At 70.4% G+C, this 25,222-nt stretch carries 30 protein-coding genes, 1 tRNA gene and 3 pseudogenes; 8 read left to right on the top strand and 26 right to left on the bottom strand.

The genetic code is table 11. From position 1 onward, the window contains the following. The 4 genes and pseudogenes from VNL12_RS20955 to VNL12_RS20950 all read left to right on the top strand — a co-directional run. Positions 1-132 (top strand): annotated as a pseudogene (locus VNL12_RS20955) (hypothetical protein); the annotation flags it as partial. Between the two features lie 61 nt (positions 133-193). Then, positions 194-946 (top strand): MerR family transcriptional regulator, encoded by a 753-nt coding sequence (locus tag VNL12_RS13430; protein WP_325595386.1) that lies wholly within the window; start codon positions 194-196, stop codon positions 944-946. A 57-nt stretch (positions 947-1,003) separates the two neighbouring features. Next, positions 1,004-1,303 carry a hypothetical protein gene (locus VNL12_RS13425; protein ID WP_325595384.1) on the top strand — a complete coding sequence of 100 codons (300 nt, stop codon included), beginning with the start codon at positions 1,004-1,006 and terminating at the stop codon, positions 1,301-1,303. 66 nt (positions 1,304-1,369) lie between these two features. Then, positions 1,370-1,456 (top strand): annotated as a pseudogene (locus VNL12_RS20950) (aminoglycoside phosphotransferase family protein); the annotation flags it as partial. 45 nt (positions 1,457-1,501) lie between these two features. On the opposite strand, the gene VNL12_RS13420 reads toward VNL12_RS20950, so the two are convergent. From VNL12_RS13420 to VNL12_RS13395, 6 genes are all read right to left on the bottom strand, one after another. Then, positions 1,502-1,783: a ribbon-helix-helix domain-containing protein gene (locus tag VNL12_RS13420; RefSeq protein ID WP_325595382.1), complete on the bottom strand. Its 282-nt coding sequence runs from the start codon at positions 1,781-1,783 to the stop codon at positions 1,502-1,504. Next, positions 1,780-2,040 (bottom strand): hypothetical protein, encoded by a 261-nt coding sequence (locus VNL12_RS13415; protein WP_325595380.1) that lies wholly within the window; start codon positions 2,038-2,040, stop codon positions 1,780-1,782. The genes VNL12_RS13420 and VNL12_RS13415 overlap by 4 nt, the downstream gene beginning before the upstream one ends. Before the next feature lie 844 nt (positions 2,041-2,884). After that, positions 2,885-3,229, bottom strand: coding sequence for a DUF86 domain-containing protein (locus VNL12_RS13410; RefSeq protein WP_325595378.1), 345 nt, complete (start codon positions 3,227-3,229; stop codon positions 2,885-2,887). Next, a complete protein-coding gene (locus tag VNL12_RS13405) occupies positions 3,226-3,744 on the bottom strand; it encodes a helix-turn-helix domain-containing protein (protein ID WP_325595376.1) in 519 nt (172 codons plus the stop codon). The genes VNL12_RS13410 and VNL12_RS13405 overlap by 4 nt, the downstream gene beginning before the upstream one ends. Positions 3,745-3,811: 67 nt before the next feature. Continuing rightward, positions 3,812-4,786 (bottom strand): hypothetical protein, encoded by a 975-nt coding sequence (locus tag VNL12_RS13400; RefSeq protein WP_325595374.1) that lies wholly within the window; start codon positions 4,784-4,786, stop codon positions 3,812-3,814. 192 nt (positions 4,787-4,978) lie between these two features. Further along, positions 4,979-5,143, bottom strand: a complete 165-nt coding sequence (locus VNL12_RS13395) for a hypothetical protein (protein ID WP_325595372.1) — start codon at positions 5,141-5,143, stop codon at positions 4,979-4,981. A gap of 64 nt (positions 5,144-5,207) precedes the next feature. Between VNL12_RS13395 and VNL12_RS13390 the strand changes: the two genes are divergently transcribed. Next, positions 5,208-5,972 (top strand): PaeR7I family type II restriction endonuclease, encoded by a 765-nt coding sequence (locus VNL12_RS13390; protein WP_325595370.1) that lies wholly within the window; start codon positions 5,208-5,210, stop codon positions 5,970-5,972. Here VNL12_RS13390 and VNL12_RS13385 read toward each other — a convergent pair. Further along, positions 5,958-7,643, bottom strand: coding sequence for an Eco57I restriction-modification methylase domain-containing protein (locus VNL12_RS13385; protein WP_325595368.1), 1,686 nt, complete (start codon positions 7,641-7,643; stop codon positions 5,958-5,960). The two genes, VNL12_RS13390 and VNL12_RS13385, sit on opposite strands and share 15 nt — an antisense overlap. Before the next feature lie 383 nt (positions 7,644-8,026). On the opposite strand from VNL12_RS13385, the gene VNL12_RS13380 reads away from it, so the two are divergent. Next, positions 8,027-8,272 carry a hypothetical protein gene (locus VNL12_RS13380; protein ID WP_325595366.1) on the top strand — a complete coding sequence of 82 codons (246 nt, stop codon included), beginning with the start codon at positions 8,027-8,029 and terminating at the stop codon, positions 8,270-8,272. 87 nt (positions 8,273-8,359) lie between these two features. Here VNL12_RS13380 and VNL12_RS13375 read toward each other — a convergent pair whose 3' ends face one another. Then, the gene (locus VNL12_RS13375; RefSeq protein WP_325595364.1) at positions 8,360-8,569 is read right to left on the bottom strand and encodes a hypothetical protein; all 210 of its coding nucleotides are present in this window, start codon (positions 8,567-8,569) and stop codon (positions 8,360-8,362) included. A gap of 142 nt (positions 8,570-8,711) precedes the next feature. Between VNL12_RS13375 and VNL12_RS13370 the strand changes: the two genes are divergently transcribed. Beyond that, positions 8,712-9,479, top strand: coding sequence for a methyltransferase domain-containing protein (locus tag VNL12_RS13370; RefSeq protein WP_325595362.1), 768 nt, complete (start codon positions 8,712-8,714; stop codon positions 9,477-9,479). Between the two features lie 79 nt (positions 9,480-9,558). Here VNL12_RS13370 and VNL12_RS13365 read toward each other — a convergent pair whose 3' ends face one another. From VNL12_RS13365 to rapZ, 15 genes and pseudogenes are all read right to left on the bottom strand, one after another. Further along, positions 9,559-9,771: a hypothetical protein gene (locus VNL12_RS13365; protein ID WP_325595361.1), complete on the bottom strand. Its 213-nt coding sequence runs from the start codon at positions 9,769-9,771 to the stop codon at positions 9,559-9,561. Further along, entirely contained in the window at positions 9,768-9,980 is a 213-nt protein-coding gene (locus VNL12_RS13360) for a hypothetical protein (RefSeq protein WP_325595360.1), read from the bottom strand. Before VNL12_RS13360 ends, VNL12_RS13365 begins: the two co-directional genes overlap by 4 nt. 53 nt (positions 9,981-10,033) lie before the next feature. After that, positions 10,034-10,117, bottom strand: a tRNA-Leu gene (locus VNL12_RS13355). 251 nt (positions 10,118-10,368) lie between these two features. Continuing rightward, positions 10,369-10,602 carry a preprotein translocase subunit SecG gene (secG, locus tag VNL12_RS13350; protein ID WP_325595358.1) on the bottom strand — a complete coding sequence of 78 codons (234 nt, stop codon included), beginning with the start codon at positions 10,600-10,602 and terminating at the stop codon, positions 10,369-10,371. 46 nt (positions 10,603-10,648) lie between these two features. Further along, positions 10,649-11,821 (bottom strand): dipeptide ABC transporter ATP-binding protein, encoded by a 1,173-nt coding sequence (locus VNL12_RS13345; protein ID WP_325595356.1) that lies wholly within the window; start codon positions 11,819-11,821, stop codon positions 10,649-10,651. Continuing rightward, a complete protein-coding gene (locus VNL12_RS21255) occupies positions 11,818-12,228 on the bottom strand; it encodes an oligopeptide/dipeptide ABC transporter ATP-binding protein (protein WP_414654892.1) in 411 nt (136 codons plus the stop codon). Before VNL12_RS21255 ends, VNL12_RS13345 begins: the two co-directional genes overlap by 4 nt. Before the next feature lie 192 nt (positions 12,229-12,420). After that, positions 12,421-12,834 (bottom strand): annotated as a pseudogene (locus VNL12_RS21250) (ATP-binding cassette domain-containing protein); the annotation flags it as partial. A 122-nt stretch (positions 12,835-12,956) separates the two neighbouring features. Continuing rightward, positions 12,957-13,904: an ABC transporter permease gene (locus VNL12_RS13335; protein ID WP_325595352.1), complete on the bottom strand. Its 948-nt coding sequence runs from the start codon at positions 13,902-13,904 to the stop codon at positions 12,957-12,959. Positions 13,905-13,917: 13 nt separating this feature from the next. Next, positions 13,918-14,913, bottom strand: a complete 996-nt coding sequence (locus VNL12_RS13330; protein WP_325595350.1) for an ABC transporter permease — start codon at positions 14,911-14,913, stop codon at positions 13,918-13,920. Between the two features lie 87 nt (positions 14,914-15,000). Continuing rightward, on the bottom strand, positions 15,001-16,719 hold the full coding sequence (locus VNL12_RS13325; RefSeq protein WP_325595348.1) for an ABC transporter substrate-binding protein: 1,719 nt from the start codon (positions 16,717-16,719) through the stop codon (positions 15,001-15,003). A 261-nt stretch (positions 16,720-16,980) separates the two neighbouring features. Next, positions 16,981-17,757: a triose-phosphate isomerase gene (gene tpiA / locus VNL12_RS13320; protein ID WP_325595346.1), complete on the bottom strand. Its 777-nt coding sequence runs from the start codon at positions 17,755-17,757 to the stop codon at positions 16,981-16,983. A gap of 48 nt (positions 17,758-17,805) precedes the next feature. After that, positions 17,806-18,930, bottom strand: a complete 1,125-nt coding sequence (locus VNL12_RS13315; protein WP_349257854.1) for a phosphoglycerate kinase — start codon at positions 18,928-18,930, stop codon at positions 17,806-17,808. 30 nt (positions 18,931-18,960) lie between these two features. After that, positions 18,961-19,971, bottom strand: a complete 1,011-nt coding sequence (gene gap / locus VNL12_RS13310; protein ID WP_325595342.1) for a type I glyceraldehyde-3-phosphate dehydrogenase — start codon at positions 19,969-19,971, stop codon at positions 18,961-18,963. A 126-nt stretch (positions 19,972-20,097) separates the two neighbouring features. After that, on the bottom strand, positions 20,098-21,009 hold the full coding sequence (locus tag VNL12_RS13305; RefSeq protein WP_325595340.1) for a gluconeogenesis factor YvcK family protein: 912 nt from the start codon (positions 21,007-21,009) through the stop codon (positions 20,098-20,100). 127 nt (positions 21,010-21,136) lie between these two features. After that, positions 21,137-21,982, bottom strand: a complete 846-nt coding sequence (rapZ, locus tag VNL12_RS13300) for an RNase adapter RapZ (protein ID WP_325595338.1) — start codon at positions 21,980-21,982, stop codon at positions 21,137-21,139. A 130-nt stretch (positions 21,983-22,112) separates the two neighbouring features. Here rapZ and VNL12_RS13295 point away from each other — a divergent pair, with 130 nt between their 5' ends. Next, complete coding sequence (locus VNL12_RS13295; RefSeq protein ID WP_325595336.1) at positions 22,113-23,213, top strand: hypothetical protein; 1,101 nt, start codon at positions 22,113-22,115, stop codon at positions 23,211-23,213. 96 nt (positions 23,214-23,309) lie between these two features. Here VNL12_RS13295 and VNL12_RS13290 read toward each other — a convergent pair whose 3' ends face one another. From VNL12_RS13290 to VNL12_RS13280, 3 genes are all read right to left on the bottom strand, one after another. Next, a complete protein-coding gene (locus VNL12_RS13290; RefSeq protein ID WP_325595334.1) occupies positions 23,310-24,023 on the bottom strand; it encodes a hypothetical protein in 714 nt (237 codons plus the stop codon). A gap of 11 nt (positions 24,024-24,034) precedes the next feature. Continuing rightward, positions 24,035-24,811, bottom strand: coding sequence for a class I SAM-dependent methyltransferase (locus VNL12_RS13285; RefSeq protein ID WP_325595332.1), 777 nt, complete (start codon positions 24,809-24,811; stop codon positions 24,035-24,037). Between the two features lie 183 nt (positions 24,812-24,994). Further along, a partial coding sequence (locus VNL12_RS13280) for a hypothetical protein (protein ID WP_325595330.1) occupies positions 24,995-25,222 on the bottom strand: 228 nt, incomplete at its 5' end.

The raw sequence follows: 25,222 nt of genomic DNA, 5'->3' as shown, positions 1-25,222 counted from the left end.
ATCTTCGTCGCGGGGTCCCTGGCCTGGGGTGCGGTCGCCGACGGGTTCCGGCCGGATCGCTTCGACCTCCTCGGAGCCGGCATGTGCCTCGCCGGGGTCGCGGTGATCATGTACGCCCCCCGACCCCTCTGATCACGGTGCCAGGCGGAGGGACTTGACCTTCGAGTCGGATCGAAGCCGTAGCGTCGCGGTCGTGGACCCGACCTACCGGATCGCCGAGGTCGCCGCGCGCAGCGGGTTCCCCCCCAGCACGCTCCGCTACTACGAGCAGATCGGCGTGCTGCCGGAGCCGGACCGCACGCCCGGTGGCTACCGCGCCTACGACGAGCACGCGCTGGAGCGCCTGGCGTTCATCGCTCGGGCCAAGCAGCTCGGCTGCACCCTCCCCGAGATCACCGACCTCGTCGGGCTGTGGGACGACCGCAGCTGCGCCCCCGTCCAGGAACGCCTCCGCCACCTGGCGGCCACCAAGATCGGCGATGCTCAGCGGAGGGTCGCCGAGCTCACCGCCTTCATCGCCCAGCTGCAGCGGGCATCGGTCACCCTCGGGGCGCACACCCCCGACGGTCCGTGCGACGAGGGCTGTGGCTGTGCGACCGTCGCCCCTGACGCGCCCGATCCCGTCGACTCCACGACGGCCGCCGCCGATCGCGACCCGGGCATCGCCTGCACCCTCGGTGCGACCGACATGGACGGACGGATCGACGAGTGGCAGCGGCTCCTCACCTTCGTCACCGCCCGCGACCCCTTGCCCGACGGCGGCCTCCGCCTCACCCTCGCCCCCGATGCACCGGTCGGTGAGACGGCGGCCCTGGCTGCAGCCGAGCAGCAGTGCTGTGCGTTCTTCGGGTTCGCGCTCACCGTCGACGACCGGGGCACCGCCCTCGAGGTCCACGCCCCCGCCGCCGCCGATGCGGTGGCTGCGCTCTTCGGGATCCCGTCATGATCGACACGAACGGCCCCGGTCAGCGCCCGGGCGGCGACCTCGTCGTAGCCTCCCACCATGAGCGACATCGACGAGCCGGACTGGCTGACCCGCCTGCGCCCCGCGGCGAAACAACGGCCTCGAACCCAGTTCGTGAGGATCCGCTGGCACGACCTCCAGGACCTGCTGCGCGAGCGTGACGCCCTGTGGCACGCGGTGTCCGAGGACACCCGGAACGCCATGATCGCAGCCCGTCGGGAGTACGGACGCAAGTGGTGCGAGACTAGCCGTGACCAGCACTTTCGTGCTGGTCACGTGGTGTCGGAGGACCGAACGAACCACTACCTACACGGAGCCTGCGCAGGTCATCGGCGTTGACGCTGTAGCTCGTGGTCTCGATCTCGGCCGCGAGCACGGCGGGCATGGACCCCGACAAGGAGCCCGCTGGCGGGGGGCAACGCAACTGCTGGCGTGGTCCGGGTGTGCGACACCGTTCGTCGGCCGGCCGGGCCGTGGACCCCGGCGGTCCACCCATGTTCGCTCGGGCGCGGGACCTACGCTGGTCCGCGGCGTGAACTAGGCGACGTCGAGGTAGCGGCGCAGTGCTCGGCGGATGATCTCGCTGGTGGAGAGATGCTCGGCCTCGGCGCGAGCGTCCATCGCGCTCTTGAGCTCGGGATCGAGGCGCACCGGCACCACCTCGGCCGGCGCCGAGCCCATCCGTGGACGTCCTCGACGGCGCGACTTCAGCTGCTCGACGTCGTAAGCGACCTGTTCGACCTCCTCGGCGATGGCGTCGAGGTCGTCGCCGGTCAGCTCCCGGCCGGTCGCGGTCGTGTAGGTCTTCGGGGTCGTCATAGGTCGTCCTCCCCGTTCGGGAGCAGGTCGTGGAAGATGCGGCGGAGGGCCATGGCATGGATCACTATCGGGGACCTCCCTGGGAGCTCCAACCAGATGATCTCCAACAGGTTGCCGGCTCCGTCAGGACCGATCGCCAGCACTCGGGGTGGGTCAGCATCAGGTTCAAGGTCGACCACGACGATGGCATGACCAACGGCGTGCTCGATGGCTGCGTCGGTGATGCCGTGCTTGCGCGCCGAGCGGTGGATCTCCACACACCATTATCGTAATACAAATGCCGTCGGTCCACAACGGAGCCCTCATCAGGCAGGCGGATCCAGGAGGCCCGTGCGGTGGGCCAGGGCCACCGCCACGGCCCGGTTCCGCACCCGCGCAGCTTCTGGTAGATCCTGGCCGCGTAGTGCATCACCGTCTTGGGGCTGATGTAGAGCTCCTCGACCACGTCACAGTTCGAGTCCGCGGGCGAGCGCGGCCAGGACTTCCAGCTCCCGGCGGATGAGTCCAGGACTCCGAAGCGACGCAGCAGGGTCGCGACCGCCGAAGCGGCAGCGCGGCGCGGCCACCACCGCGACCAACTGCTCGGCGAGCTCCTCGGGGCTCGTGCGTCCTCCAACCCGACGATCGTCGCAGTCGGGCGTTGCTGCTGGGCGTCACCGTGGAGTCCTTCGCCTGCGAACGCAGGTCGCCACCGGTCCTCCCTCGGCGCCGGCGGACCCGGCCGGACGGAGCGGACTCGACCTACTCCAGAAGATCGCTGGTCGCGCACCGAGCTGAAGCCGGGTTGAAGGGACGGATCCGACACGAACCCCCACGGTGGCTCGGAACTGTGACCAGCGGCTTCCGGCTCCCGTGGGGGTTCAACTCGGGTGTCGGAGGGGGGACTTGAACTCCCGGCTGAGATGTCATCACCCGTATCGTCCTGTCCCCGTTGGTGCAGGTCAGAGCCGGTTTCCTTGTCATCACCGTGTCATCAGATGTTGCCCCGTACCGGCCCGTATCGGCCCGTTTTCCAGAGAAGTGCTGACAAATTGATGACAAGCGACGCTCGTCCCGCAAGACTCCTGCCTCCGACACGATGGGCCGTCCTCCGGTCGCCCCTCAGGGCGGACCGCCCTCGTCGGTCAACCCGTCGATGAGTCGACGGACGGCGGCTGCCAACGGCGGGAGGTCGTTGTCGACGGTGGCGGCCACCACGCTGTGGGCCGTGTCGAAGTAGCGATGGGTGAGGTGGTCGCGCATGCGAGCGATGTCCTGCCAGGGGACGTCGACCTCGCGGGCGAGCAGCTCGCCGTCGATGTCCTTGATGGCCTCGCCGATCTCGATCAGTCGGACCCGGACGGCGTCGAACACGAGCTCGTCGTCGATCGTCCCCCGACTCAGGTGCGACGTGATGGCGTTTGTGGCGGCGATGACGTCCTCGAGGCGTTGGCGGTCACTCCTCACAGCGGGATCGCCTCGGCGAGCACCTGGGGCTCGATGCCCGACTTGAGACTCGATGCGGGAACGATGTCGACGGGCCGGCCGAGCAGCCCCGCCAGCTCACGCTCGAGGCCGGCCAGACCCACCAGACCGACGTCCGGCGAAAGATCCACGAGCAGGTCGATGTCACTGTCCTCGGTGTCGTCGCCGCGCGCCACGCTGCCGAACACGCGCAGGTTGGTTGCTCCTCGCCGTTCGGCGGTCGTCGTCAGGGCCCGCCGGTGGCGGCGCAGCCGTCGCCCCATCGGCGTGTCGGGCAACCCACGGCCTGCGTCGGCCTTGCGAACCACGTCGACCCGCAGGTGGTGGCCCGTGGCCTCGACCAGCTTGGAGAGCGTCGCCAGGCCCGGTTCGCGATGACCCCGCTCGTAGGCACTGATGACCGGCTGCGACACGCCGGCCCGGCGGGCCAGCTCCGACTGCGACATCCGCGACAACCGCCGTGCCTCGCGGATCGTGTCACCTGCGCGTCTGGCCATGCCGCAAACCTATAGCGGATCGTCTATCGGCTCAACGCCAGTCTCGACGAGCGGAGCGTCTCTCGCTCTAGTCCCTGCGATGCGCTGAGTCATCGAGGTCTGCGACCAACGCCATGGCGCCCGCTATGAAGCTCGCTACACCCAGCACCTGTGCAAGTCGAGGCTCGCCGAGGGGGCCGACAACGAAGGCCAAGGCCGCGAGGCCGAGCGAAAGCACCGTCAACTTCTGCGGTGCCGTGAGGTCACCGCACTGCCGTGCGACACCCATCGCTCGGAGCCAGATCTCACCCCCCAGGTCGAGTCCAACGGACTGCTCGACCGCGGCTTCCCAGTCGGAGACGCTGAGCTGCTCCCACATAGCCGCCCATGGGGCCTGGTGGCCGCCACCCGAGAACAGCCGTGAGGCGGCCGACTCGGCAAATTCGAGCAACCCCGCCTCTCGGGCGGCCTGGACGACCTTCATCCCAAGGCCGTCGGTGGCGGTGCGACCGGCCTCCGTCCCAACCATCGCGGAGAGACGCCAGCCGATCTCGCTACGGTTCCCCATCTGCTCAGCGAACGGCCTCAGGGCCTCCTTCGCTGCCGCGAAGGGATCGCTGCCCACCCATGCCTGGGGTCCGACCGTGGTGGCGGTGAGGTCCTTCCAGGCATCGCTTGCGCCCAGGCCAACACCGTTGTTGACCGCCCAGGCCTGAAGCGCGTGGCACCCGGGTGCCGTCGCAGTGAAGTCGCCCAACACGTCTGCGGCCCAAGGCCCTGTGTGGCTGTCCGCGATCAACGTGGCGGCCGACTCGGTCACGATCGCCGACATCCCCTGCACACCGACCACGTTGCTGAAGTCGACCCCCAGTTCGGTCACCTTGAACTGGAACATCTTCGACGCCGTGGTCTTGCCGAAGTCCATCGAGTTCAACGCGGCGCACTTCTCGAGCATCTTGTCGATGCCGGAAGCCCTCGCCGCCTCGACGCAGGCCAACCCGGGGACGCTGTCGAAGCCGAACTTCACGCCAGGCGAGATCGGGATCTTCACACCGTTGGCCACCTTGATCACGCTAGGCCCAGCCACGTCGCAGGTGGGGGACCCTCAGCCCCTTTGCCACGCTGCGTACATCGGCCGAGCCGGCGGCGGGCCGGCGGCTCGATCATGACTTGTAAGACTGCGGTCTTCCGGGCCTCCGCTCGGACATTGGTCTGGCCTGCACTTCACATGTCACTGGCGACAGGGGCCCGGTTCTTAGACGGCGCAGCGCTCACATGCTCGATTGCCCGAGCCCTTGCCCGATACCCGGTTCTTCGCCGGGATCTGCTGCCCCGAGGGGCAGGAGTCCTTCTCGTGGTAGACGTCAGGGTCTGATGGGTTGCTGGAGTTGTAGGCCACGGGTGCCTTTCGATGGGTCACGGCGCCGACGGAACTCGGTGCCGGCAGCAAGGGTACTCGAACTCCTGTTCGTGCCGAGTCGCGCATGACGAACCCTCTTCCCGACTACGGCAGCGTGGTCGCCGCTGCGGTAGGCGACTACTGGGACGTACGGCGGAGTCAGGCCGAGCGATCGCAAGCCCAAGCTGGCGTCCTGAACCCGGGTCTGCGCGCCGAGGTCACCGGTGGTCGCCACTTCGACGCGCTGCATGCGCTGCTCGTCCGGGTGTTCATCGACGCCGGCATCCCGGCCCACCTCCTCAGCGTCAGGAAGCGGCCTGTGGCCGGCTACTTCCGACGCAGCAAGAGCTGGGACGTGGTCGTGATGGTGGCCGATCGCGTCGCCGGCATCATCGAGCTGAAGTCGATGGGGCCGAAGGACCCGGGAAAGAACTTCAACAACAGGACCGACGAGGCGCTCGGCCAGGCCGTCGACATCTGGACCGCGGTCGAGCGCGGCATCATCGACACTCCGCTTCGGCCGTGGCTTGGGTACTTCATGCTCCTCGAGGACAACGACGCCTTCACGGTGCCGGTGAAGCCCCAGGGTGCCGTGTGGCCACCCGATCCGACCTTCGATGCCTCGAGCTATGCCGACCGCTACGAGATCTTCTTCGAGCGCATGGTGCGTGAGCGGCTGCTCGACGCAGCCTGCCTGGCCATGGGCGACAAGGTCACCGGGGAGGTCCGGTTCCCGTCGGACACCCTGTCCTTCCAGGCGTTCGCCGCCGCGATCCACGGTCGGTGCTTGCAGTTCATGGCCACGAACCCCGACATCGATTGGGACGCGCCACCCTCAGGGAAGTCGTAGCCCGGGAAGTCCGTAGGCCTCTGCTGCGGCCGCCGTCGCGCGCTCGTGATCACGCGACTCGAATGCCCTGGCGAGTGATCGGGCCGACCGTCGGCTGACCGAACGCGGGTCGGGCACGCGAATGCGGCGGAGGTACTGGGCCTGGAAGCGGTAGGTGCCGCCCCGCATCCGGACGCAGTAGGCGCCGACGAAGAGGTTGGCGATGTCGGAGAGCAGCAGGCCACCCAGAACCTCCGGGTCCCACGCGTCGGAGACCACGTAGTACAGGTTGTGGTGCGGGTAGTAGCCGCCGTCGTCGAGGACGGGGTGGGCAGCGGCCTTCATGTCCGGCAGCACCAGCTTCGGACGGCCGGTCAGGCCCTCGTGGACCCGGTCGATGGTGCGGTACCAGGTTGCCGGCCGCTGGCGGGCGATGTGGCGGCCCTCAAGTCGCGTCCGGTGGGCGTTCAGGTACGCGGCCATGCGGGGGTAGCGGTCGAGGTCCACCAGGCCTTGGTCGTCCCACGGGTTGACCAGGTAGGTCCCGGACCAGTCGACCGCGCCGCCGGTCGTGTCCGGCGCTTGGAGCAGCGGGAGAAGCCGGTCGGCCTCGACCAGGTGGGGATCGCGGGTGATGAACACCTCGTCGCAACCGGTGGCCACCCCGATGCCGACCCGGGTTCCGGTCCGAGCGTCCTCCAAGGGCGGGAACCGCTTCTCGAGATCCGCGATGAGCGCCAGCTGCGAGGGCGATCCGGCGGGCCAGAGGTCGCGCCCGGAGAACCATCCGTCGACGCGGGTGGCCTCGTAGCCGTCGGTCGACTGGTTCCGTCGGCGTCCTCGGCGGACCCAGGTCGAGAGACGCTCGGCGTCGGGGGCACCGAAGGTGCCGTTGGCCTCGACGACTGCCGCGCGCTTCTGCTCTTGGTTGCGAAGGACGACGACGGCCGGATAGGCGGACACCTCGTCCTCGAAGGCGTCCACATCGTGCATGGCGATGACCGCGTCGACCGCGAAGCGGTCGGTGATGACCTCGCGGAGATCGGCGCCGTACTGGTTGCGCATCCACCGATCGGCGCAGATGAACGAGAGCGCCCCGCCCGGCTTGAGCATCTCCAGGCCGCGCTCGATGAACCCGACGTAGATGTCGGCCCGGCCTCGCATGGTCGGGCACGTGCGGCGGTAGGCGTCCATGATCGGCCGGGGGACGTTCTCCAGCCGGATGTACGGGGGGTTGCCGACGACGTAGTCGGCGCTGGCCAGATCGTGAGGGTGGAGGAGGAAGTCACCGCTGGAGACCCACTCGGCCGCGAGGGTCTCGGCTTGATCCTCGGCCAGGCCCCCGGCGCTCAGCTGGTGGGCGACGGTCTTGCGGGCCCGTTCGGCGTTGGCGTCGAGGAGATCGAAGGCCCGGATCGCCGGCCCGAGCGTGCGAAGGTCACGGCCGTGGGCGGCGGCCGACTCGATGAGCCGCTCGACGATCGGACCGAGGAAGGCCCCCGTCCCGCACGAGGGTTCGATCAGGACCTCGGTCCCGAGGTCACGATCCGCGGTGTAGCCGACGAGGTCGAGGATGAGGTCGACGATCCAGCGTCGGGTGAAGATCTCGCCGTAGTCCGCTCCCGGATCGGGAGCGATCTCAGCGAGGGACACGGGGTCCCCGAGGAGGGTGAGCTGTCGGGCCCAGGTCATGACGGCCGCCTGACTCGAACATGCGTTCGATGATAGGGCGTCTCACGGCGAGCGGTCCACCTTCCTCACGGCCACGACCGTACCGGCGCCAGCAAGGTCGGTCGGCGATGCCGCGAGTCGGAGCAAGACGCCGCAGATGCTGTGGATGCTGGGGCGGCTCGTCGGTCCGATCGCTGCCCGAGGACCTGGCTTCACCCCGTAGGAGATCACCGCCACCCCGAATGATGAGGTGGAGCCGACGACTCGACGGTACCCGGACGGTGTGACACCGAACGGGACGGAGCGATCCCGCAGATCGGCTCCGACTCTCACCGCACAAGGGCACGTTCGTCACGTCCACGAACCCGTCCACTTGGGCGTCCGCGACCGAGGGTCCGCTCGACGTGCGCCGCTGCGCGCCGGGGCGCGTGGTGGGTGTGGAAGTAGTCGTCTTGGCCCGCAACGTCGCCGACGCCGTCACTCCGCCGCCCCAGGGCTCGACCCGACGAGGCCGGCACGCCGTCCTGTCCAGCGAGCAGATCGGCCGGTTCGTTGACTTCGTCGCCGACAGCCCCTACCTGCCGGCGTGGTTGTTCCTCCGCGATCGGCACGCCCGGAGACCGCCACGCCTCGTCGCTGACCTCAGCTAGGAAGTGGCGGGCGACTCGCTGTGCGGCGATCGAAGGGGACTCCCGCTCGATCCAGCGGTGGATCTCCTCGACGTCCCCAAGGGGCCGCTACTCGTCGGAGACCGTGGTCTGCGCCAGGAACTCCTCACGAGTGAGCAACGGAGCCGGCCGCTTCGCATCGAGCCCGCGAATCGATTCCTCGAGGTACCTGCGGAGCTCGGGATCCGCGAGATCCCGCTGCGCCTGGGCCCAGGATCGATCGCGCGCCCGCTGGTGCTCCAACTGTTCTGCGCTGAGATCCTCTTGACGCAGCGCCACGGCCTCAAGGTACCGGGGCGCTCCACTGACAGGGCTGAGCGGCGACACGGTCAGCGCGCGGTCTCGGTCAGCCCGGCCTCGTCGAGGCCTCGGTCGGCGCCGAAGCTTGCTCGCCGCTGCAGTCGCTGCCAGGATCCTTGGAGTGGGTTCGTCAGCCAAGACCGAAGGCGACGCCGAAGCCTGGGTGCGCCGGCTGGCCACGCCATGGGGACGCCTCCAATCGTCACTGCTGAGACGCCGGCTGGTCTCATGGATCGGAACGGGTTCCGTGCGCAGCGTCCTCGACGTTGGTTGTGGCCTCGGGGACATGACCGCCGCGCTCGCAGCGAAGACCGACAAGGTGACCTGTGTCGATCGATCGCACGCGATGCTCGACGAAGCGCAGGCGCGGTTGTCTGCGTCGAAGGTGCCCGCCCGGTTCGTGCACAGAGACCTCGACACCGGGCTCCGCGACCTCGGCACGCACGACCTCGTCATCGGTCACAACGTCATCGACTACACCGCTGATCCCCGACGTTCGATCCGCGAACTGGCCGCATGTGTCGGCCCGGGAGGCTCGCTCTCGCTGTCGTTCGGGAACGCCGCCTCCGTCGCCCTTCGCCACGTCGTGATGACCCACGACCTCACAGAAGGACTCCGGCTGGTGCGCCTTCCCGCCATCGGGCGGCTCCCGGGACCATGCGGCGAGTCCATGCGACTTCGTCGCGTCGTCGTCGAAGAGTGGCTCCAGGATGCGGGGATCACAGTCAGCCGCCGGGCAGGCGTGCGAGTCCTGAACGACCTCCTCCCCAACGAGCTGAAGACCGACCACAACTGGGCAGCCATCGAAGACCTCGAGCTCGAGCTCGGCGAACGCCCCGAGCTGATCGACATCGGAGCGATCGTGCACGTCCTCGGGAGCCGGGACTGATCCAACCGTCGGGCGCGCCGGTGTCGGAGGCAGGACTACCGACGAGATACCCGTCCAGAGCCGCGAGGTCTCCCCTCCATCACAGCCGGCGTGTCATCTCGTCATCAGGGACGAGCACCGCAGCCTTCTCGGCGAGCGACGGGTAGAAGTCCTCGTCGCCGAACCCCGCCTGCGGAGCGTGGAGCGCCGAGTCCAGGAGGTCGACCCGCGACGCACGGGCCAGCGTGCGGGCATCGATACCGGTGACAGCCTCGGCGACGAGTAGCGCCTCGGCCAGGATCAGGTACCTCACTCGGCCAGGCGGTCGAGGATCTCCTTGTCCCGCTCGGCGAGGGTGTGCAGCAGCGTCATGAACTCCTTGTCCTGGCGGACCCGATCGACCTCGGCCTGAAGTGCGTCGAGGAGCACCTGGTTGACGCTGACCCCCCGGGCACGGGCGACGACCTCAGCGGTGTCGGCCAGGTCTTCCGGTAGTCGGACAGTCGTCGCCTTCCGCGTCATGACGTCATGCAATCAACTGACGTGCGGAACCGGTAGCTCGAACGATCAGATCGTGTCGGAGGGGGGACTTGAACCCCCACGCCCTTTCGGGCACTAGCCCCTCAAGCTAGCGCGTCTGCCAATTCCGCCACTCCGACGTGGCGCCCCGGGCGGGCCCGAGACAGTCGCTCAAAGTACCACGCCACCCCCCCGGAGCCGAATGGAGATGGACGGCACCGACGGGCGACCGGACCTAGGCTCGAACCCGTGGGAGATGCGGTGGTGAGGGAGCATCGCGACACGGATCAGGCTGCGCTCAGGCCCATCTGCTTCGGGACCGGGTACCTGGGCGAGCCGATCGCCTGGCAGCGGGGCGACGCTGAGCCCGGCCGACCGCGGAGTGACCGGGTCAGGTGTTGGTGAGGAGCATCCCGAGGGCCACGGTGGTGAACGACCACACCACGGCGATGACCACGGTGATGCGGTTCAGGTTCTTCTCCATCACCGTCGAGCCCGCCGCCGAGGCCCCCATGCCGCCACCGAACATGTCCGAGAGGCCACCACCCTTGCCGCTGTGGAGCAGCACCAACACGATCAGCATGCCCGATGCCAGCATGTGGAGGGGGGTGACCAGGTACAGCACGGAGGGGCTCCTCGGGATCCGGTGGCTCGTCGGCCGATCGCCAAGACTAGTGGGGAGATCCCGCCCGGCGACCATCATCGACGGCTGAGGTGACGTCGACGACCTCGGCGAAGTGGCACGCCACCGGGTGGCCCTGGCCCCGGTCGACAAGCTGGGGCTCGTCGGTGGCGCAGATGTCCTGGGCCTTCGGGCAGCGGGTGCGGAACCGGCAGCCCGACGGTGGGTTCGTGGGGGTGGGCACGTCGCCCTCGAGGATGGTGCGGCGCCGCCCGCGCTCGACGCGGGGGTCGGCCACGGGGACAGCCGACAGCAGCGCCTGGGTGTAGGGGTGGCCCGGCCGCTCGAAGATCTGGCGGGTCGGGCCCACCTCGACCAGCTTGCCCAGGTACATCACCGCGACGCGGTCGGAGATGTGGCGCACCACCGAGAGGTCGTGGGCGATGAACACGTAGGAGAGCCCGAGGCGCTGCTGGAGGTCGCCGAGCAGGTTGACCACGCCGGCCTGGATCGACACGTCGAGGGCGGACACCGGCTCGTCGAGCACGAGGAGCTCGGGCTCGAGCACCAGTGACCGAGCGATGCCGATCCGCTGGCGCTGCCCCCCGGAGAACTCGTGCGGATAGCGGGATGCGTGCTCGGGCTTGAGGCCGACGGTGAGCATGATCTGCTCGACCCGATCCCGAGATTCCGTTGCGTCCACGAGGCCCTGGACCTTGAGGGGCTCACCGATGACGTCGCGCACCTTCATGCGGGGGTCGAGCGAGGCGTAAGGGTCCTGGAAGACCAGCTGCATGCGCTGGCGCAGCCTGCGCATCGCCTTGGTGCCCTGGGCGAGCACGTCGATGCCGTCGAAGGAGACCTCACCCGAGGTCGGCTCGATGAGCCGCAGCAACATCCGACCGGTGGTGGACTTGCCGCAGCCGGACTCCCCCACCAGGCCCAATGTCTCGCCTCGGCGCAGCTCGAAGCTGACGCCGCTGACGGCCTGGACGTGTCCGACGGTGCGCCGTAGCACCGAGGACCGCACCGGGAACCGCTTCACCAGGTCGCGAGCGACCAGCAACGGGGCCCCGTCGCCGACCGAGGGGCCGGGACCCGGGCTGACGCCCGCCGCCGGCACCGGGGCCGCCGCTCCGGAGGCCGCACCGGCCGGGACTGCACCTGCGGGCGCGGCCGAGAAAGCACCGCCGGTGGTGGGCTCGGGAGCGGTCGAGGTCATGCCGTCGGCCCCTCGACGACCGGTGCGGCGTGCACGAGGTCGATGGCATCGGCGGTGCCCACCGCGGCGGCCCGGGCCTCGAGGTCATCGGCGAAGTGGCAGGCCGCGGTGTGTCCGATGGCGACCCGACGCAACGCCGGCACCTCCTCGGTGCACGCTCCGCCGATGTCGGCCAGGTCGCACCGCGGGTGGAAGGAGCACCCCGGCGGCGGGTGCAGCAGGGAGGGAGGCTGGCCCTCGATGGGCTTGAGCCGCCGGCCCGAGCGGAGATCGACGTCGGAGCCGATGACGACGTCGTCGACGTCGATGCGGGGCAGGGAGGCCATGAGCCCGAGCGTGTAGGGGTGGCGGGCGTCGTAGAAGACCGGATCGGTCGCAGCCGACTCGACCAGGCGCCCGGCGTACATCACCATCACCCGGTCGGCCACACCAGCAACGACACCGAGGTCGTGGGTGATGAGGATCATGGCCGCGCCGGTGCGCTGCTGGACGTCGGCCAGCACCTCGAGCACCTGGGCCTGGACGGTCACATCGAGGGCGGTGGTGGGCTCATCGGCGATGATCAGCTGCGGGTCACAGGCGATGGCCATGGCGATCATGGCTCGCTGGCGCATGCCGCCGGAGAACTCATGGGGGTACATCTCGACCCGCTTGCGCGCCTCGGGGATGCCGACGGCGTCAAGCATCTCGACAGCACGGGCCCGGGCCTGGCGCCGGGTCACGTCGAGGTGCAGGCGGATCATCTCGACGATCTGCTTGCCGACGGTCATCACCGGGTTCAGCGAGGTCATCGCGTCCTGGAAGATCATCGAGATCTCCTGGCCCCGGATCTTGCGCATCTGGGCTTCGCTCGCGGGCACGAGGTCGGTGCCCCGCCACAGGATCTGGCCGGTGGGGATCTGGGCCGCGGGCTTGGGCAGCAGGCCGAGGAGGCTCATCCCCGTGACCGACTTGCCCGAACCGGACTCCCCGACCAGGGCGACGGTCTCGCCCGGGTGGATGTCGAAGCTCACGCCGTCGACGGCCTTCACCACGCCGGCATCGGTGTGGAAGTGCACGCGCAGGTCCTCGACCGTGAGCAGGGGCTCGCCGTCGGTGCCGCGGGGGGCGGGGTCGACCTCAGCCATGGGGGCCCTCATCGCTTCAGCTTGGGATCGAGGGCGTCGCGCAGGCCGTCGCCCACCGCGGTGAAGGCCACGATGGTGAGGGCCAGGAAGGCGGCCGGGAAGAACAAGAGGTGCGGGTCCGAGCGCAGGGCGGATCGGCCGTGGTTGATCATCAGCCCCCACGACGGCGTGGGCTCCAGGGCGCCGACGCCGAGGAACGACAGGGCGGCCTCGGAGAGGATGGCGGTGCCGATGGCCAACGTCGCGTAGACGATCACAGGCTGGATCGCGTTGGGGACCAGGTGGCGGGTGATGATCCGCCAGCTCGAGCACCCGATGGACCTCGCGGCCTCGACGTACTCCTGGTTCTTCTGCTGGATGATGCTGGAGCGGAAGATGCGTGCCGTGCTCATCCAGCCCAGCGAGGCGAGCACCAGCACGATGGTGACCAGGCTGCGGCCGAACACCACCACCAGGGCGATGGCCAGCACGATGTAGGGCAGGGCCAGGGCCACGTCGGTGAAGCGCATGATGAGCGTGTCGGCCCACTTGCCGAAGTACCCGGCCAGCGCACCGAACACAGTGCCGACGGTGGTGGCCAGGAGCACGGCGCTGAAGCCGACGAGCAGGGAGATGCGGGTGCCGTAGACGGTGCGGGCGAAGAGGTCGCGCCCCGTCTTGTCGGTGCCGAACCAGTGATCGGCGCTGGGTTGGAGCCGAGCGGGGCTGGTGCCGATCTCGGGGTCGAGGCGGGCGATGCCCCCGATGGTCGACTCGAGCCGGACCAGCAGCGGGGCGAAGACGGCGATCAGCACCAGGGCGGCGATGATGAAGAGGCCCACCAGGGCCAGGCGGTTGCGCTTGAAGCGCTTCCAGATGTTGCGCCACGAGCTGGCCTCCGGGGCCACCGAGTGGTCGGTGGAGGGGTCCGAGCCGGACTCGACATCGACGACGAGCTCCTCATTGAGTGCGGTCACGGCGTCGCCCCCATCAGTCGTCGTAGCGGATGCGAGGGTCGAGGACGCCGTAGCTCAGGTCGACGATGAGGTTGACCACCAGGTAGGCGATCACCACCACCAGGGTGAGCCCGAGCACGACCGGGGCATCGCGGAACTGGGCGGCCCGGACGATCTGGCTGCCGAGGCCGTTGTAGCTGAACACGGTCTCGGTGAGGACCGCGGAGCCGATCAGGGTGCCGAAGTCGAGCCCGATGAGGGTGACGACGGGGATGAGGGCGTTGCGCAGGCCGTGCTTGAACACGACCGAGCGCTCGGTGAGGCCCTTGGCCCGGGCGGTGCGGACGTAGTCGGTGTTGATGGTCTCGAGCATGGTCGTGCGCGTCATGCGGGCCACCACCGCGATCTGGATGAGGGCCAGGGCCACCGCCGGCGGCACGAGCCGGCGGAAGCTCTCCTCGTCGGCCGGGAAGAAGAAGAAGGCCCAGTTCTCCGGTGTCCTCCCCGTCGGGAAGCGGATCCACTCCGGCCACCCCCTCTGGAACGCGGTGATGCCGAAGACGTAGATGATCAGGTAGCCCGAGACGAACACCGGGATGGCCATGGCGATCGTCGAGAGCAACGTGGTCACCGTGTCGATGACCGAGTAGCGCTTGACCGCCGAGACCATGCCGATGCCGATGCCGAAGAACGCCTCGAGCACCAGGGCCCAGAACGCCAGGCGGATGCTGTTGGGGGCGAACTGCTTGACCTTGTCCCAGACGGGCTGGTCGTCGCGGAGCGAGTCGCCCAGGTCGCCGGTGGCGACGTTGCCCCAGTAGGTCGCGAACTGCTCGGGGATCGACTTGTCGAAGCCGTACTTCTGCTCGATGTTCTGCCGGGTCACCTCGGGGACGTTGCGGCCGGTGCCCCCTGAGAGGATCGTGACCGGGTCACCGGGCAGGACGTAGAAGAGGAAGAACAGCAGGCTGATCGCACAGAAGATGACGGGAACGGCCTGGGCGAGTCGCCGGATGGTGAACCCGAGCAAAGGGTGTGGCCTCCTGGACGAGCGGTGGGGTCCCGCTGGGTGCGGGACCCCACCGATGGAGAAGCGGGAACGAGCGGTCCGGGGCGATCAGCCCTCGGTCAAGCTCATCTCCGGGTAGTTGACGGCCTGCAGGCCGTTGACGACGAGGCCCTCGACACGGTCACTGTAGACCACCTGGTTGGTGTACCAGTTGAGGACGATGACGCCCATGTTGTCGAAGAGGATCTCCTCGGCCTCGTTCCACAGCTCGTTGCGCTCGTCCTCATCGGAGGTGGCGGCGGCCTCGTTGGCGACCTCGTCGAACTCCGGGACGTTGAACCGGCCCAGGTTGTCACCGTCGATGCCGACGCTGTTGAACAGGGCGTACATGCCGTTGTAGTAGCTGGGGTAGTCCCAGATCCATCCGGCGCGGCACAGCGAGCAGCCGCCCTCGACCTGCATCTCGTCGAAGTAGGTCTCGCCGTCGAGCGGGACCTGCTCGACGGGGAGGCCGATGGCCGTGAGGTTCTCCTCGACGATGTTCACGACGTCCTCGTGGTCGCCGCCGAGGTTGAACTGGAGCTCGATCGGGTCCATCTCGTCGGCCTTGCCCCACTCCTCGACGAGGTCGGCGGCCGCCTCCTCGTCGTAGGTGCAGAACTCACCGCAGAGGTCCTCGGTGAAGCCGGGGATGCCCGGAGGGGTCACGCCCGTGGCGCTCTCCCGGGCACCGTCGTAGGCCTGCTCGTTGATGCGCTCGCGGTCGATGGCCATGGAGATGGCCTGGCGGACGGCCAGGTTCTCCTCGCCTCCCAAGAACTCGTCCTCGTAGTTGATGGCGAAGTAGTAGAGGCCGAAGCTGCGGTCGGTGGCGTTGTTGTAGGTCTCGGTGGCATCGGCGAAGCTGCCGGCGGGGATGTAGGCGGTGTCGCCCTCGCCCCCCTCGAAGGCGTTGTAGGCCGCCTCGAGCTCGCTGGAGATGCGGAAGTCGATGTTGGGGATGTTGGGAGCCTCGCCCCAGTACTCGGTGTTCTCGGTGAGCGGGATGACCACGTTGTTCTCCCACTCGCCGTCCATGGCGTAGGGGCCGTTGCCGATCATCACGCCGCGCTCCCACTCGTTGATCTCATCGGCGGTGGTGGCCGAGTAGGCCTCTTCCGGCACGGGCGAGAACACGGTGTGGGACACGACCGCCGGCCAGTCCGAGAGCGGGTCGGCCAAGGTGACGGTGAGGGTGTTGGCCTCGTCGTCGGCGACCACGCCGGTGATCTCCTCGGCGTCGCCCTCGGAGAACTCGGTGGCCCCCTCGATGGGCAGGTAGTGGTAGGCGAGCGAGGACGCCAGCTCGGGGTTCAGGGCCCGCTCCCACGACCGCTTGAACGTGGTCGGGGTGACCTGCTCGCCGTCGCTGAAGGTGACATCGTCGCGCAGGGTGAAGGTCCACTCGGTGGCGTCCTCGTTGCTCTCCCACTCCTCGGCGACGTCGGGCACCAGCTCGTTGTCGCTGTCGACCTCGGTGAGGCCGTCGTAGATGAGCTCGGTGACCTGCGAGCCGTTGCGGGTGTCCGCGGTGGCCGGGTCGATGTGGTTGGGGTTGGCCGCCGCCAGGGTCGCGTAGTCGATCAACGTGTCCTCGGGCAGGCCCTCCCCCGTGGCCGGGGTGCCACCTTCCTGCTTGCCGGTGGCCGACTCGTCGGACTCACCGGACCCGCCCCCGGGCGTCGGACCACCCTCCTCCTCCTCGTCGGTGCCTCCGCACGCTGCCAGCAACAGGATCAAGGCGAAGAACGGGGCGAGGAGCCGGAAGCTCCTGTGGTGGCGTCTCACGTGACGGACCTCCTGGATGTGGTGTGGCGCGCGTCGAGGCGAGCGGTGGCCGATGATTCCCTCAGTGGCGGGGACCCAAACCCGGTTCGGCCAACTGGTGAACGGCCGGGGTCAGCGCACTTCGCACCGTCAGCCGGCGCCAAGCGCCACATCTGTGTCATGCGCGCGTCAGAGATGCACAGATCGCCCCGTGCAGGACGTGACGCCCATCACGGGGTGTGCACCCTGCGCAGCGCGGCCGACGTGCCGTTCACCTGTCGTTCAGGCATCGATCCCGCGCACGATCTTGGCGAAGTCGTCCGCGTCGAGCGACGCCCCGCCGACCAGCGCGCCGTCGATGTCGGGCTGGCCCATGAGCTCGGCCGCGTTGGCCGGCTTCACCGATCCGCCGTACTGCACCCTGACCGCGGCGGCGGCCTCGGCCCCGGCGACCTCGGCCACCGTTCCGCGCACGAGGGCGCACGTGGCCTGGGCGTCGTCGGCCGTGGCGGTGCGGCCGGTGCCGATGGCCCAGATGGGCTCGTAGGCGAGGACCAGCGCCCCCACCTGCTCGGGGCTCACCCCGGCGAGACCGGCGCGCACCTGACCCGCGACCTTGTCCTCGGTGCGGTCGCCCTCGCGCTCGTCGAGGGTCTCGCCGCAGCAGAGGATGGGCGTCATCCCGTGACGGAGGATGGCCAGCACCTTGTTGTTCACCCACTCGTCGGTCTCGCCGAACACCTCGCGCCGCTCGGAGTGCCCGGCGATCACGTAGCGGACGTTCAGCTTGGCCAGCATCGCGGGTGAGACCTCGCCGGTGAACGCCCCCTTGTCCTCCCAGTGACAGTGCTGTGCGCCGAGGCTGATGTCCATGTCGTCCTGCTCGATCGACGTCTGGAGCGAGCGCAGGTCGGTGAACGGGGCGTGGATCGACACCTCGACCCTGCCGTTCCGATCGTCGCCGAGCAGGTACGAGAGCTTCTGCACCGTGGCCAGCGCCTCGAAGTGGTTGTGGTGCATCTTCCAGTTGCCGCTGATGAGCGGGATCCGGGTGGCCATCGGGTGCCTCCGTGGGCGGTCGGTGTCGGCGGCCGGGCGGCCGGCGGGTCAGTCAGGGCGGCGGCCTTCGCGCAGGGCTTCGAGGCCGGGCAGGTCACCCTGCTCGAGCAGCTCGAGCGACGCGCCGCCGCCGGTCGAGATGTGATCGATGCGATCGGCCAGGTCGAGCTGGGCGACGGCGGCGGCGCTGTCACCGCCGCCGACGACCGTGAACCCAGGGCACCCGGCCACGGCCTCGGCCACCGTGCGCGTGCCGGCGGCGAAGCGAGGGTCCTCGAAGACGCCCATGGGTCCGTTCCACAGCACCTGGCGGGCGTCGAGGATGACATCGGAGAACGCGGCCGCGGTGCCGGGGCCGATGTCGAGGCCCATCCAGCCGTCGGGGAGGTCTTGGCCGTACTGGCGCACGTCACCCCCGGCGGAGGGGTCGCCGATGACGCCGCCCGGGCCGAGGGCGGTGATGTCCGACGGGAGGTGCAGGGGCGCTCCCGAGTCGAGCAGCTGGCGGCACCGGTCGACCTGGTCGGGCTCGAGGAGCGAGCCGCCGACCTGGTGGCCCTGGGCGGCGAGGAACGTGAAGCACATCCCCCCGCCGATGATCAGGCTGTCGCACACCTCGAGCAGGGCGCCGATGACGCCGAGCTTGTCGCTGACCTTGGCCCCGCCCAGGATGCCGACGAAGGGACGCCGGGGGTGCTCCCGGCAGCCGAGGAGCACGTCGACCTCCTCGGCGAGGAGGCGACCCGCGGCGGCGGGCAGGTGCCGGGGCGGGCCGACGATCGAGGCGTGGGCCCGGTGCGACGCCCCGAAGGCGTCGTTCACGTAGCCGTCCTGGCCCGCCACGAGCGTCTGCACGAAGGCAGGGTCGTTGGCGGTCTCCCCCGGGTCGAAGCGCAGGTTCTCGCGCAGCTGGACGCCGGGAACGAGCTCGGCCAGACGGGCGCGCAACGGCTCCATCGCGAACGCCGGGTCGGGCGCGCCCCGGGGGCGGCCCAGGTGGCTGCAGGCGGTGACCTCGGCGCCGCGCTCGACGAGCCACCGCAGCGTGGGCAGGGCCGCACGGATCCGCAGGTCATCGGCGATCCGACCGTCGCGCAGCGGAACGTTGAGATCGCAGCGCACCAGGATGCGCCTCGCGGTGAGGCCGCCCACAGCGGCCTCGAGGTCTTCCAGGCGCGGAACGGCGGCGGCGGCGGCCACGGCCTACTGGTTGGCTGCGCCGACGACGAGCGCGATGTCGACGAGGCGGTTCGAGTAGCCCCACTCGTTGTCGTACCAGCCGAGCACCTTGACCAGGTTGCCCATGGCCATGGTGAGGCCGGAGTCGAACGTGCACGACGCGGGCGTGCCGACGATGTCGGAGCTGACCAGCGGCGCCGTCGAGTACACGAGCACCTTGGAGAGCGGGCCGTCCCCGGCGGCGGCCTCGAACGCGCCGTTGACCTCCTCGACGGTGACGTCGCGGCCCAGCACGCCGACGAAGTCGGTGATCGACCCGGTCGGCACCGGCACCCGGAGTGAGGTGCCGTCGAGCTTGCCCTTCATCGACTCGAGGACGAGGGCCGTGGCCCGAGCTGCACCGGTGGAGGTGGGGATGATGTTGATCGCCGCGGCGCGGGCCCGGCGGAGGTCGCTGTGGGGGCCGTCGACGAGCGCCTGGTCACCGGTGTAGGCGTGGGTGGTGGTCATCAGGCCCTTCTCCACGCCGAAGGCGTCGTCGAGCACCTTGATCATGGGCACGAAGCAGTTCGTCGTGCACGAGGCGTTGGAGACGACCTCGTGGGCCCCGGGGTCGAAGGTGTCCTCGTTGACGCCGACGACGAAGGTGGCATCGGCGTCGCTGGCCGGCGCGGAGACGATGACCCGCGGCGCACCGGCGTTCAAGTGGGCGGCGGCCTTGTCGCGGGACGTGAACAGCCCGGTTGACTCGATGACCACGTCGACGCCGAGGTCGCCCCACGGCAGCTGGCCCGGGTCGCGCTCGGCGAGGATCTTCACGGTGGCGCCGTCGACCTCGATGCCGCCGTCGACCGCCTTCACCTGGCCGTCGAAGCGACCCATCACCGAGTCGTTCTCGAGCAGGTGGGCCATGGTCTCGAGCGACCCCAGGTCGTTGGCGGCGACGAGGTCGATGTCGGCCCCGGAGGCCTTCACCGCTCGGAAGAAGTTGCGGCCGATGCGGCCGAAACCGTTGATGCCGACACGGATGCTCATGGTTGGGCGAACCCCTTCGCGGTGGAGGTCGAGGCCGGGGTGCGTCGACGCGCACCCTCTGACCGCAGGACGCCCGGACCGTAGCCGAGCCCAACCGACCGCCCCACCCCCTCGGCCCGCTCGACCTCAGGGTGGGCCGACGAGGTCGGCGAGGGCGGCGCCCAGGCGCCCGGGGTCGTGGACCGCCGCATCCTCCGCGCCGACAGGGCGGATCACCACCGGCACGCGCAGAGCCGCCGGGTCGGGGGCGAAGCGCGGGTCGGCCAGCACCACGTCGACGGGGAGGCCGTGGGCGAGGGCGACGCGGACGTGCTCGTCAGGTGAGAGGCCCTCGGTCTCGCCCGTCTGGGGGCCGAGGTTGAGCACCAGGACGCGGATCGCCCGGGTGGCGGCCAGCGCGTCGGCGACGTCGGGCACGACGGTGGCGGCCAGCACGCTGGTGAAGAGCGACCCGGGGCCGAGCACCACCAGGTCGGCGCCGAGGACGGCGTCGCCCACCGCCGCCGGGGAGGGCGGGTCGGGCGGGCTGACCCCGACGTGGCTGAGATCTGAGGCCTGCTGCACCTCGACCTGGCCCTCGAGCGGCGTCCCCCGCACCCGCTCACCGCACAGCGTCATCGGGACCAGGGCGGCCGGCAGCACCCGTCCGACCGCGCCGATGAGGCGTCCGACCTCGTCGAGCGCGTCGGTCACCGGCACGCCGTGGGTGATCAGTCCGGCGATGAGCAGGTTGCCGAGGGCGTGCTCCTTCAGCTCACCTTCGCCGAAGCGGTGCTCGAGCGCGCCGCCCAGCACCGAGTCGGGAGCGGCGAGGGCGCTGAGGCAGCGGCGGAGATCGCCGGGCGGCAGCACTCCCAGGTCGTCGCGGAGCCGGCCGCTCGACCCGCCGTCGTCGGCCACCGAGACGATGGCGGTGATCGTGGTGGCCCAGGGGCGCACCGCGCGCAGGGTGGCGGCGAGGCCGTGGCCCCCGCCCACGCACGCGACGCGGGCCGCGTCGCCGGTGGCATGCCGGTCTGCCTCGCGGCGGTCGCTCATCGGTGCACCACCTTGTCGTGGTCAGGCCCAGCCGAGCTCCCGCCGCCATGCACCGATGAGCGCCGCCGGCTCCGCACGCTCCGCCGTCGGAGAGCCCGTTCTGCCGGGTTCGCTCGCGGCGCTCGTCTCACCGGGTGATGTCCCGGTGGGTGACGGTGGGGTCGCGGCCCTGCTCGCGCAGGCGGCTGGCGATCTCCTCGGCCACCGCGACCGAGCGGTGGCGCCCCCCCGTGCAGCCGAAGGCGATGCTCAGGTAGGCCTTTCCCTCCTGATCGTACTCCGGGAGGAGCAGGCCGAGCAGGGCGGCGACCTGGTCGAGGAAGCGGTCGGCGGCGGGGTGGGTGAAGGCGTAGGCCCGCACGTCGGGGGCTCGTCCGGTGAGCGGGCGGAGGTCGTCGACCCAGTGCGGGTTGGGCAGGAACCGGCAGTCGAAGACGACATCGGCGTCGGAGGGCAGACCGTGCTTGTAGCCGAACGACGTCACCGAGATGGTCATGCCGCCGGGCAGCCCGCTGCCGATCAGCGCTTCGATGCGTTCGCGCAGCTGGTGGACCGAGAGCTCCGAGGTGTCGATCACGAGATCGGCCTGCATCCGCAGGGCGTCGACCTCGTGGCGCTCCCGCTCGATCGACGCCGCGAGGGAGTCGCCTCCCATCGGGTGACGGCGCTTGGTGCTCTCGTACCGGCGGACGAGGGCGTCGGTGGAGGCGTCGAGGAAGACCATCCGGAGGGTGCCGTCGCCCTCGCGCAGCGGATCGAGGAGGGCGGCCGGGTCCTCGATCATCGCCCCCGGGCCCATGGCCAGGGCGACCTCGTCGATCGAGGAGCCCGGGGCGGTCGCCAGCTCGGCCACCTTCCCCATGAGCGAGGTGGGCAGGTTGTCGATCACGAACCAGCCGCGATCCTCGAGCACGCCGGCCACGGTGGAGCGCCCGGCGCCGGACATGCCGGTGATGACGACGAAGTCGGTCACCGCCCGAGTGTACGGGCGGTGACCGGCGGCGACGGCCGTGGACCCGGACTGCCTCACACCCCGGGACCGGCACCCCCGGCGAGCCGCAGGCCTCCCCGCTCGGCGACGACCTCCACGCTACCGTCGGGCGATGGCGAGGCTGAGTCTGGGTCGCGCGGCCTCGGCGACGTGGTTCCCGGTGGCGATCTGGGCGGTGTGGCGCCTCGCCCACCTCCTCGCCGTGGTGGCGTGGGGCGGCGATCCGGTGCAGGACACCTTCCGGTTCGACGGGGCGTGGATGCGGTCCGTGCTCGACGATGGCTACGTCCTCAGCGACCCGTCCTTCACCATCCAGCAGAACGTGGCGTTCCTCCCGGGTGTTGTGGCCTTGGCCCGCCCCTTCGCGGCGGTGATGGACACCGACCTGGCGGGCCTCGTGGTCGCCAACCTCACCGGTCTGACGTCGTTCTGGGCCCTGTTCGTCGCGGTCCGGGCGGTCAGCGACGAGCGGGTCGCTCGGCGCGCCGTGGTGACGCTCGCGCTCTGGCCCGGTTCGCTGGCGCTGTGGGCGTTCATGAGCGAGGGGGCCTTCATCACCGCCTCCGCCCTGGCGGTCCTGGCCGATGCCCGCCGCCGCCCGCTGCTGGCCGCGATCGCGGCGTGGGCGGCGGGCACCACGCGAGTCGTGGGCTTCACCGTCGGCCCCGCCCTCGCCGTGGCCCGGGTCTTCCGCACCCGGCGGATCGATCGCGTCGCGGTGGGCTACGTCGCGTCCGGCGCCGCCAGCGTCGCGACCGTGGTCCTCGTCCAGCACCTCGCCGTCGGCGACGGGCTCGCCTTCCAACGAGCACAGCAGGCATGGGGCCGATCGATCAGCGTTCCCGGTGCCGGCGTGGTGGTCGCCGGGCAACAGGTGGTCGAGCGACTCCCCCACCTCAGCCTCGAGCTGACGATGAACCTGGCCAGCGTCGGCGTGGTGGGCGCCGCGCTGATCGTCGCCAGCATCCGCCTCGGCTTCCGTGGCCCGGCGGGTGCCGCCTTGGTGGTGGCGTGGGCGGCGTTCCTGATCCCCCTCAGCTCCGACCTCGTGGCCAGCCAGGTGCGCTACGTGATGGGCGCGTGGGCGGCGGTCCTCGTCTTCAGCTGCGTGCGGCTGCGCTCCCGCCTCCTCCCGCTGGTGGGGGTCGTGGTGGGCGTGGCCGCCAGCCTGGTGCTGAGCCACCGATGGGTGATGGGCTCCTTCGTCGCCTGACCGCTCCCCCGGCGCTGACCGCGCCCCGGCCGCCGACCGCTCACGCGGCGCTGACCGCTCCCTGGCCGCCGGCCGCCGCTACCCCAGGCTGACCGGTCAGGCTCCGAGGCTGCTCCGACGATGCCCGATGAGCGAGGCCCCCACACAGATGACCCCGTAGGTGACCACCGTGCCCCAGACGAGCGGGTCGCCCGGACGGTCGAGGTAGCGGAGGTAGCCGGCGCCCGCGGCGACCGCCCCGAGGGCCGTGACCGCCATCTGACGCATCGGCGCGTAGCGGACGAGGCCCACGTTGTCGGCGACGAACTCGACCACCGCGGGCAGTGGCAGCAACACGATGAGCCAGCCGTCCCACCGCGTGGGCCACCACGGCCCCAGCCCGGCGAGCACCGCGACGACGACGGCGACCGGGTACATCACCAGGCATCGGCGACACACGTGGCGCCCGCCCACCACCGCGCACCGTTCGTACCCGTCGGGCCAGTGGTGGCTGAGCCACATCGGGGTGTCGGCCAGGGGCGCCTCGGCCGAGAGGGGGACGTAGGGCGCCGGCCCTTCGTCGTCTAGGTCGGCGACCTGGTGGCCAGTACCGACTCCCGCCGCCTCACCGCTTCGGTCGACGGCCCGGTCATCCCCCTCCGCCCCCGGCGCCTCATCGCTTCGGCCGGCGGCCTGGCCACCGGGAAAGGCCCCCGGTGCATCATCGCCTCGGCCGGCGGCCTGGTCACCCTCGTCCGCCCCCGGTGCTTCATCGCTTCGGCCGGCGGCCCGGTCACCGGGACCCGCACCCGGTGTCTCGTCGCCGGTCACGCCTCCGTGGCTCACAGAAGATCGAGCCCGGGGACCTTCTGGGCCACCAGGACGAGCAGCCGCGGGTAGTCCGCCCCCTGTGGGTACTCGGGCGACCGGGCGAGGAAGCCGGCCGGCGGCGCCGGCTCGTCGGTGTGGCGCACCAGCAGCCCGTTGGCGGCCATGGCGTTGAGGTAGCGGCCGAGGGGGCGATGGACGAAGGGGATGCGGACCCCGGGCTCGACCTCTTCGAGGGTCAGGTCTTCGCGGAGGTAGGGGCCGATGCGCCAGTACTGCTCGGGCGGGTCGAGGACGTGGTCGTCGATCCAGCCGCTGCTCGGCGCCTGGAGGAGGGGGTGGTTGAGGAAGAACGCGAACCGGCCGCCGGGGCGCAGCACCCGGGCCACCTCGGCCACCGCCGCGTCGACGGCGACCACGTGCTCGAACACCAGGCAGGCCACGACGGCGTCGAAGGCGCCCGCTGCGAACGGGAGGGCGTCGGCCCCGGCCCGGGCGTAGCGGGGACCACCGCCGCGGGCGTGGGCCTCGGAGATCTGGGCGTGGGTGGGGTCGACGCCGACCACGCCGCAAGCTCCGCGGGCCACGCTCTGACGGGCCACCTGGCCCTCGCCGCAGCCGACGTCGAGCACGCGCTCGGCCCCGTCCAGCCAGCGGGCCGCGAGGGGCATGATCTGCTCGACGTACTCCTCGTCGGCCCCCTCGGTGAAGCCCTCCTGCCACCAGCGCGCCTGCTGCTCCCAGAGGCCGTCGGGCATCGGGGGCAGTGCTCGGCGGGTCGTCTCGCTCACCGTGGCGACGCTACCTCCACCCCGACCACGGCCGGCGCTCACCGGCAGGCCGTGACCTCGTCGATCCGCCTCTGGAGTCGCGCCGTGCCTCGGCGCCGAGGGTGAGAGCCCACCCCTGCGTCCGTTGACTGGCCGGGTCGTCGCATCGAAGCTCCTCCACCGCGGCGGGTTGCCTCAGCGCGCTCACGAAGGTGGATCGGTTCCGGTGGGTTCGGGTGGGTCGCCGTTGTGGTCGGGTCGTGGGTCGCGGGCCGGCCCCGGGGGGTCGTGGGTGAGGGTGGTGCCGCTGATGCGGGCGGCGGCGGCTCGGGTGGTGGGGCGCAGGGGTTGGCGGGTGCTGGTCACCTGGCGGCCGTAGGGGCTGGTGAAGGTGAGCTGACCGTCGGCGTTGCCGGAGACGTTCCAGCCGCC

Origin of the sequence: Iamia sp. (assembly GCF_035575815.1) — a bacterium.
Lineage (GTDB): Bacteria > Actinomycetota > Acidimicrobiia > Acidimicrobiales > Iamiaceae > Iamia.
Note: the sequence above shows the minus strand (reverse complement) of the source record. Positions and strands in the feature narration are given on the sequence as shown.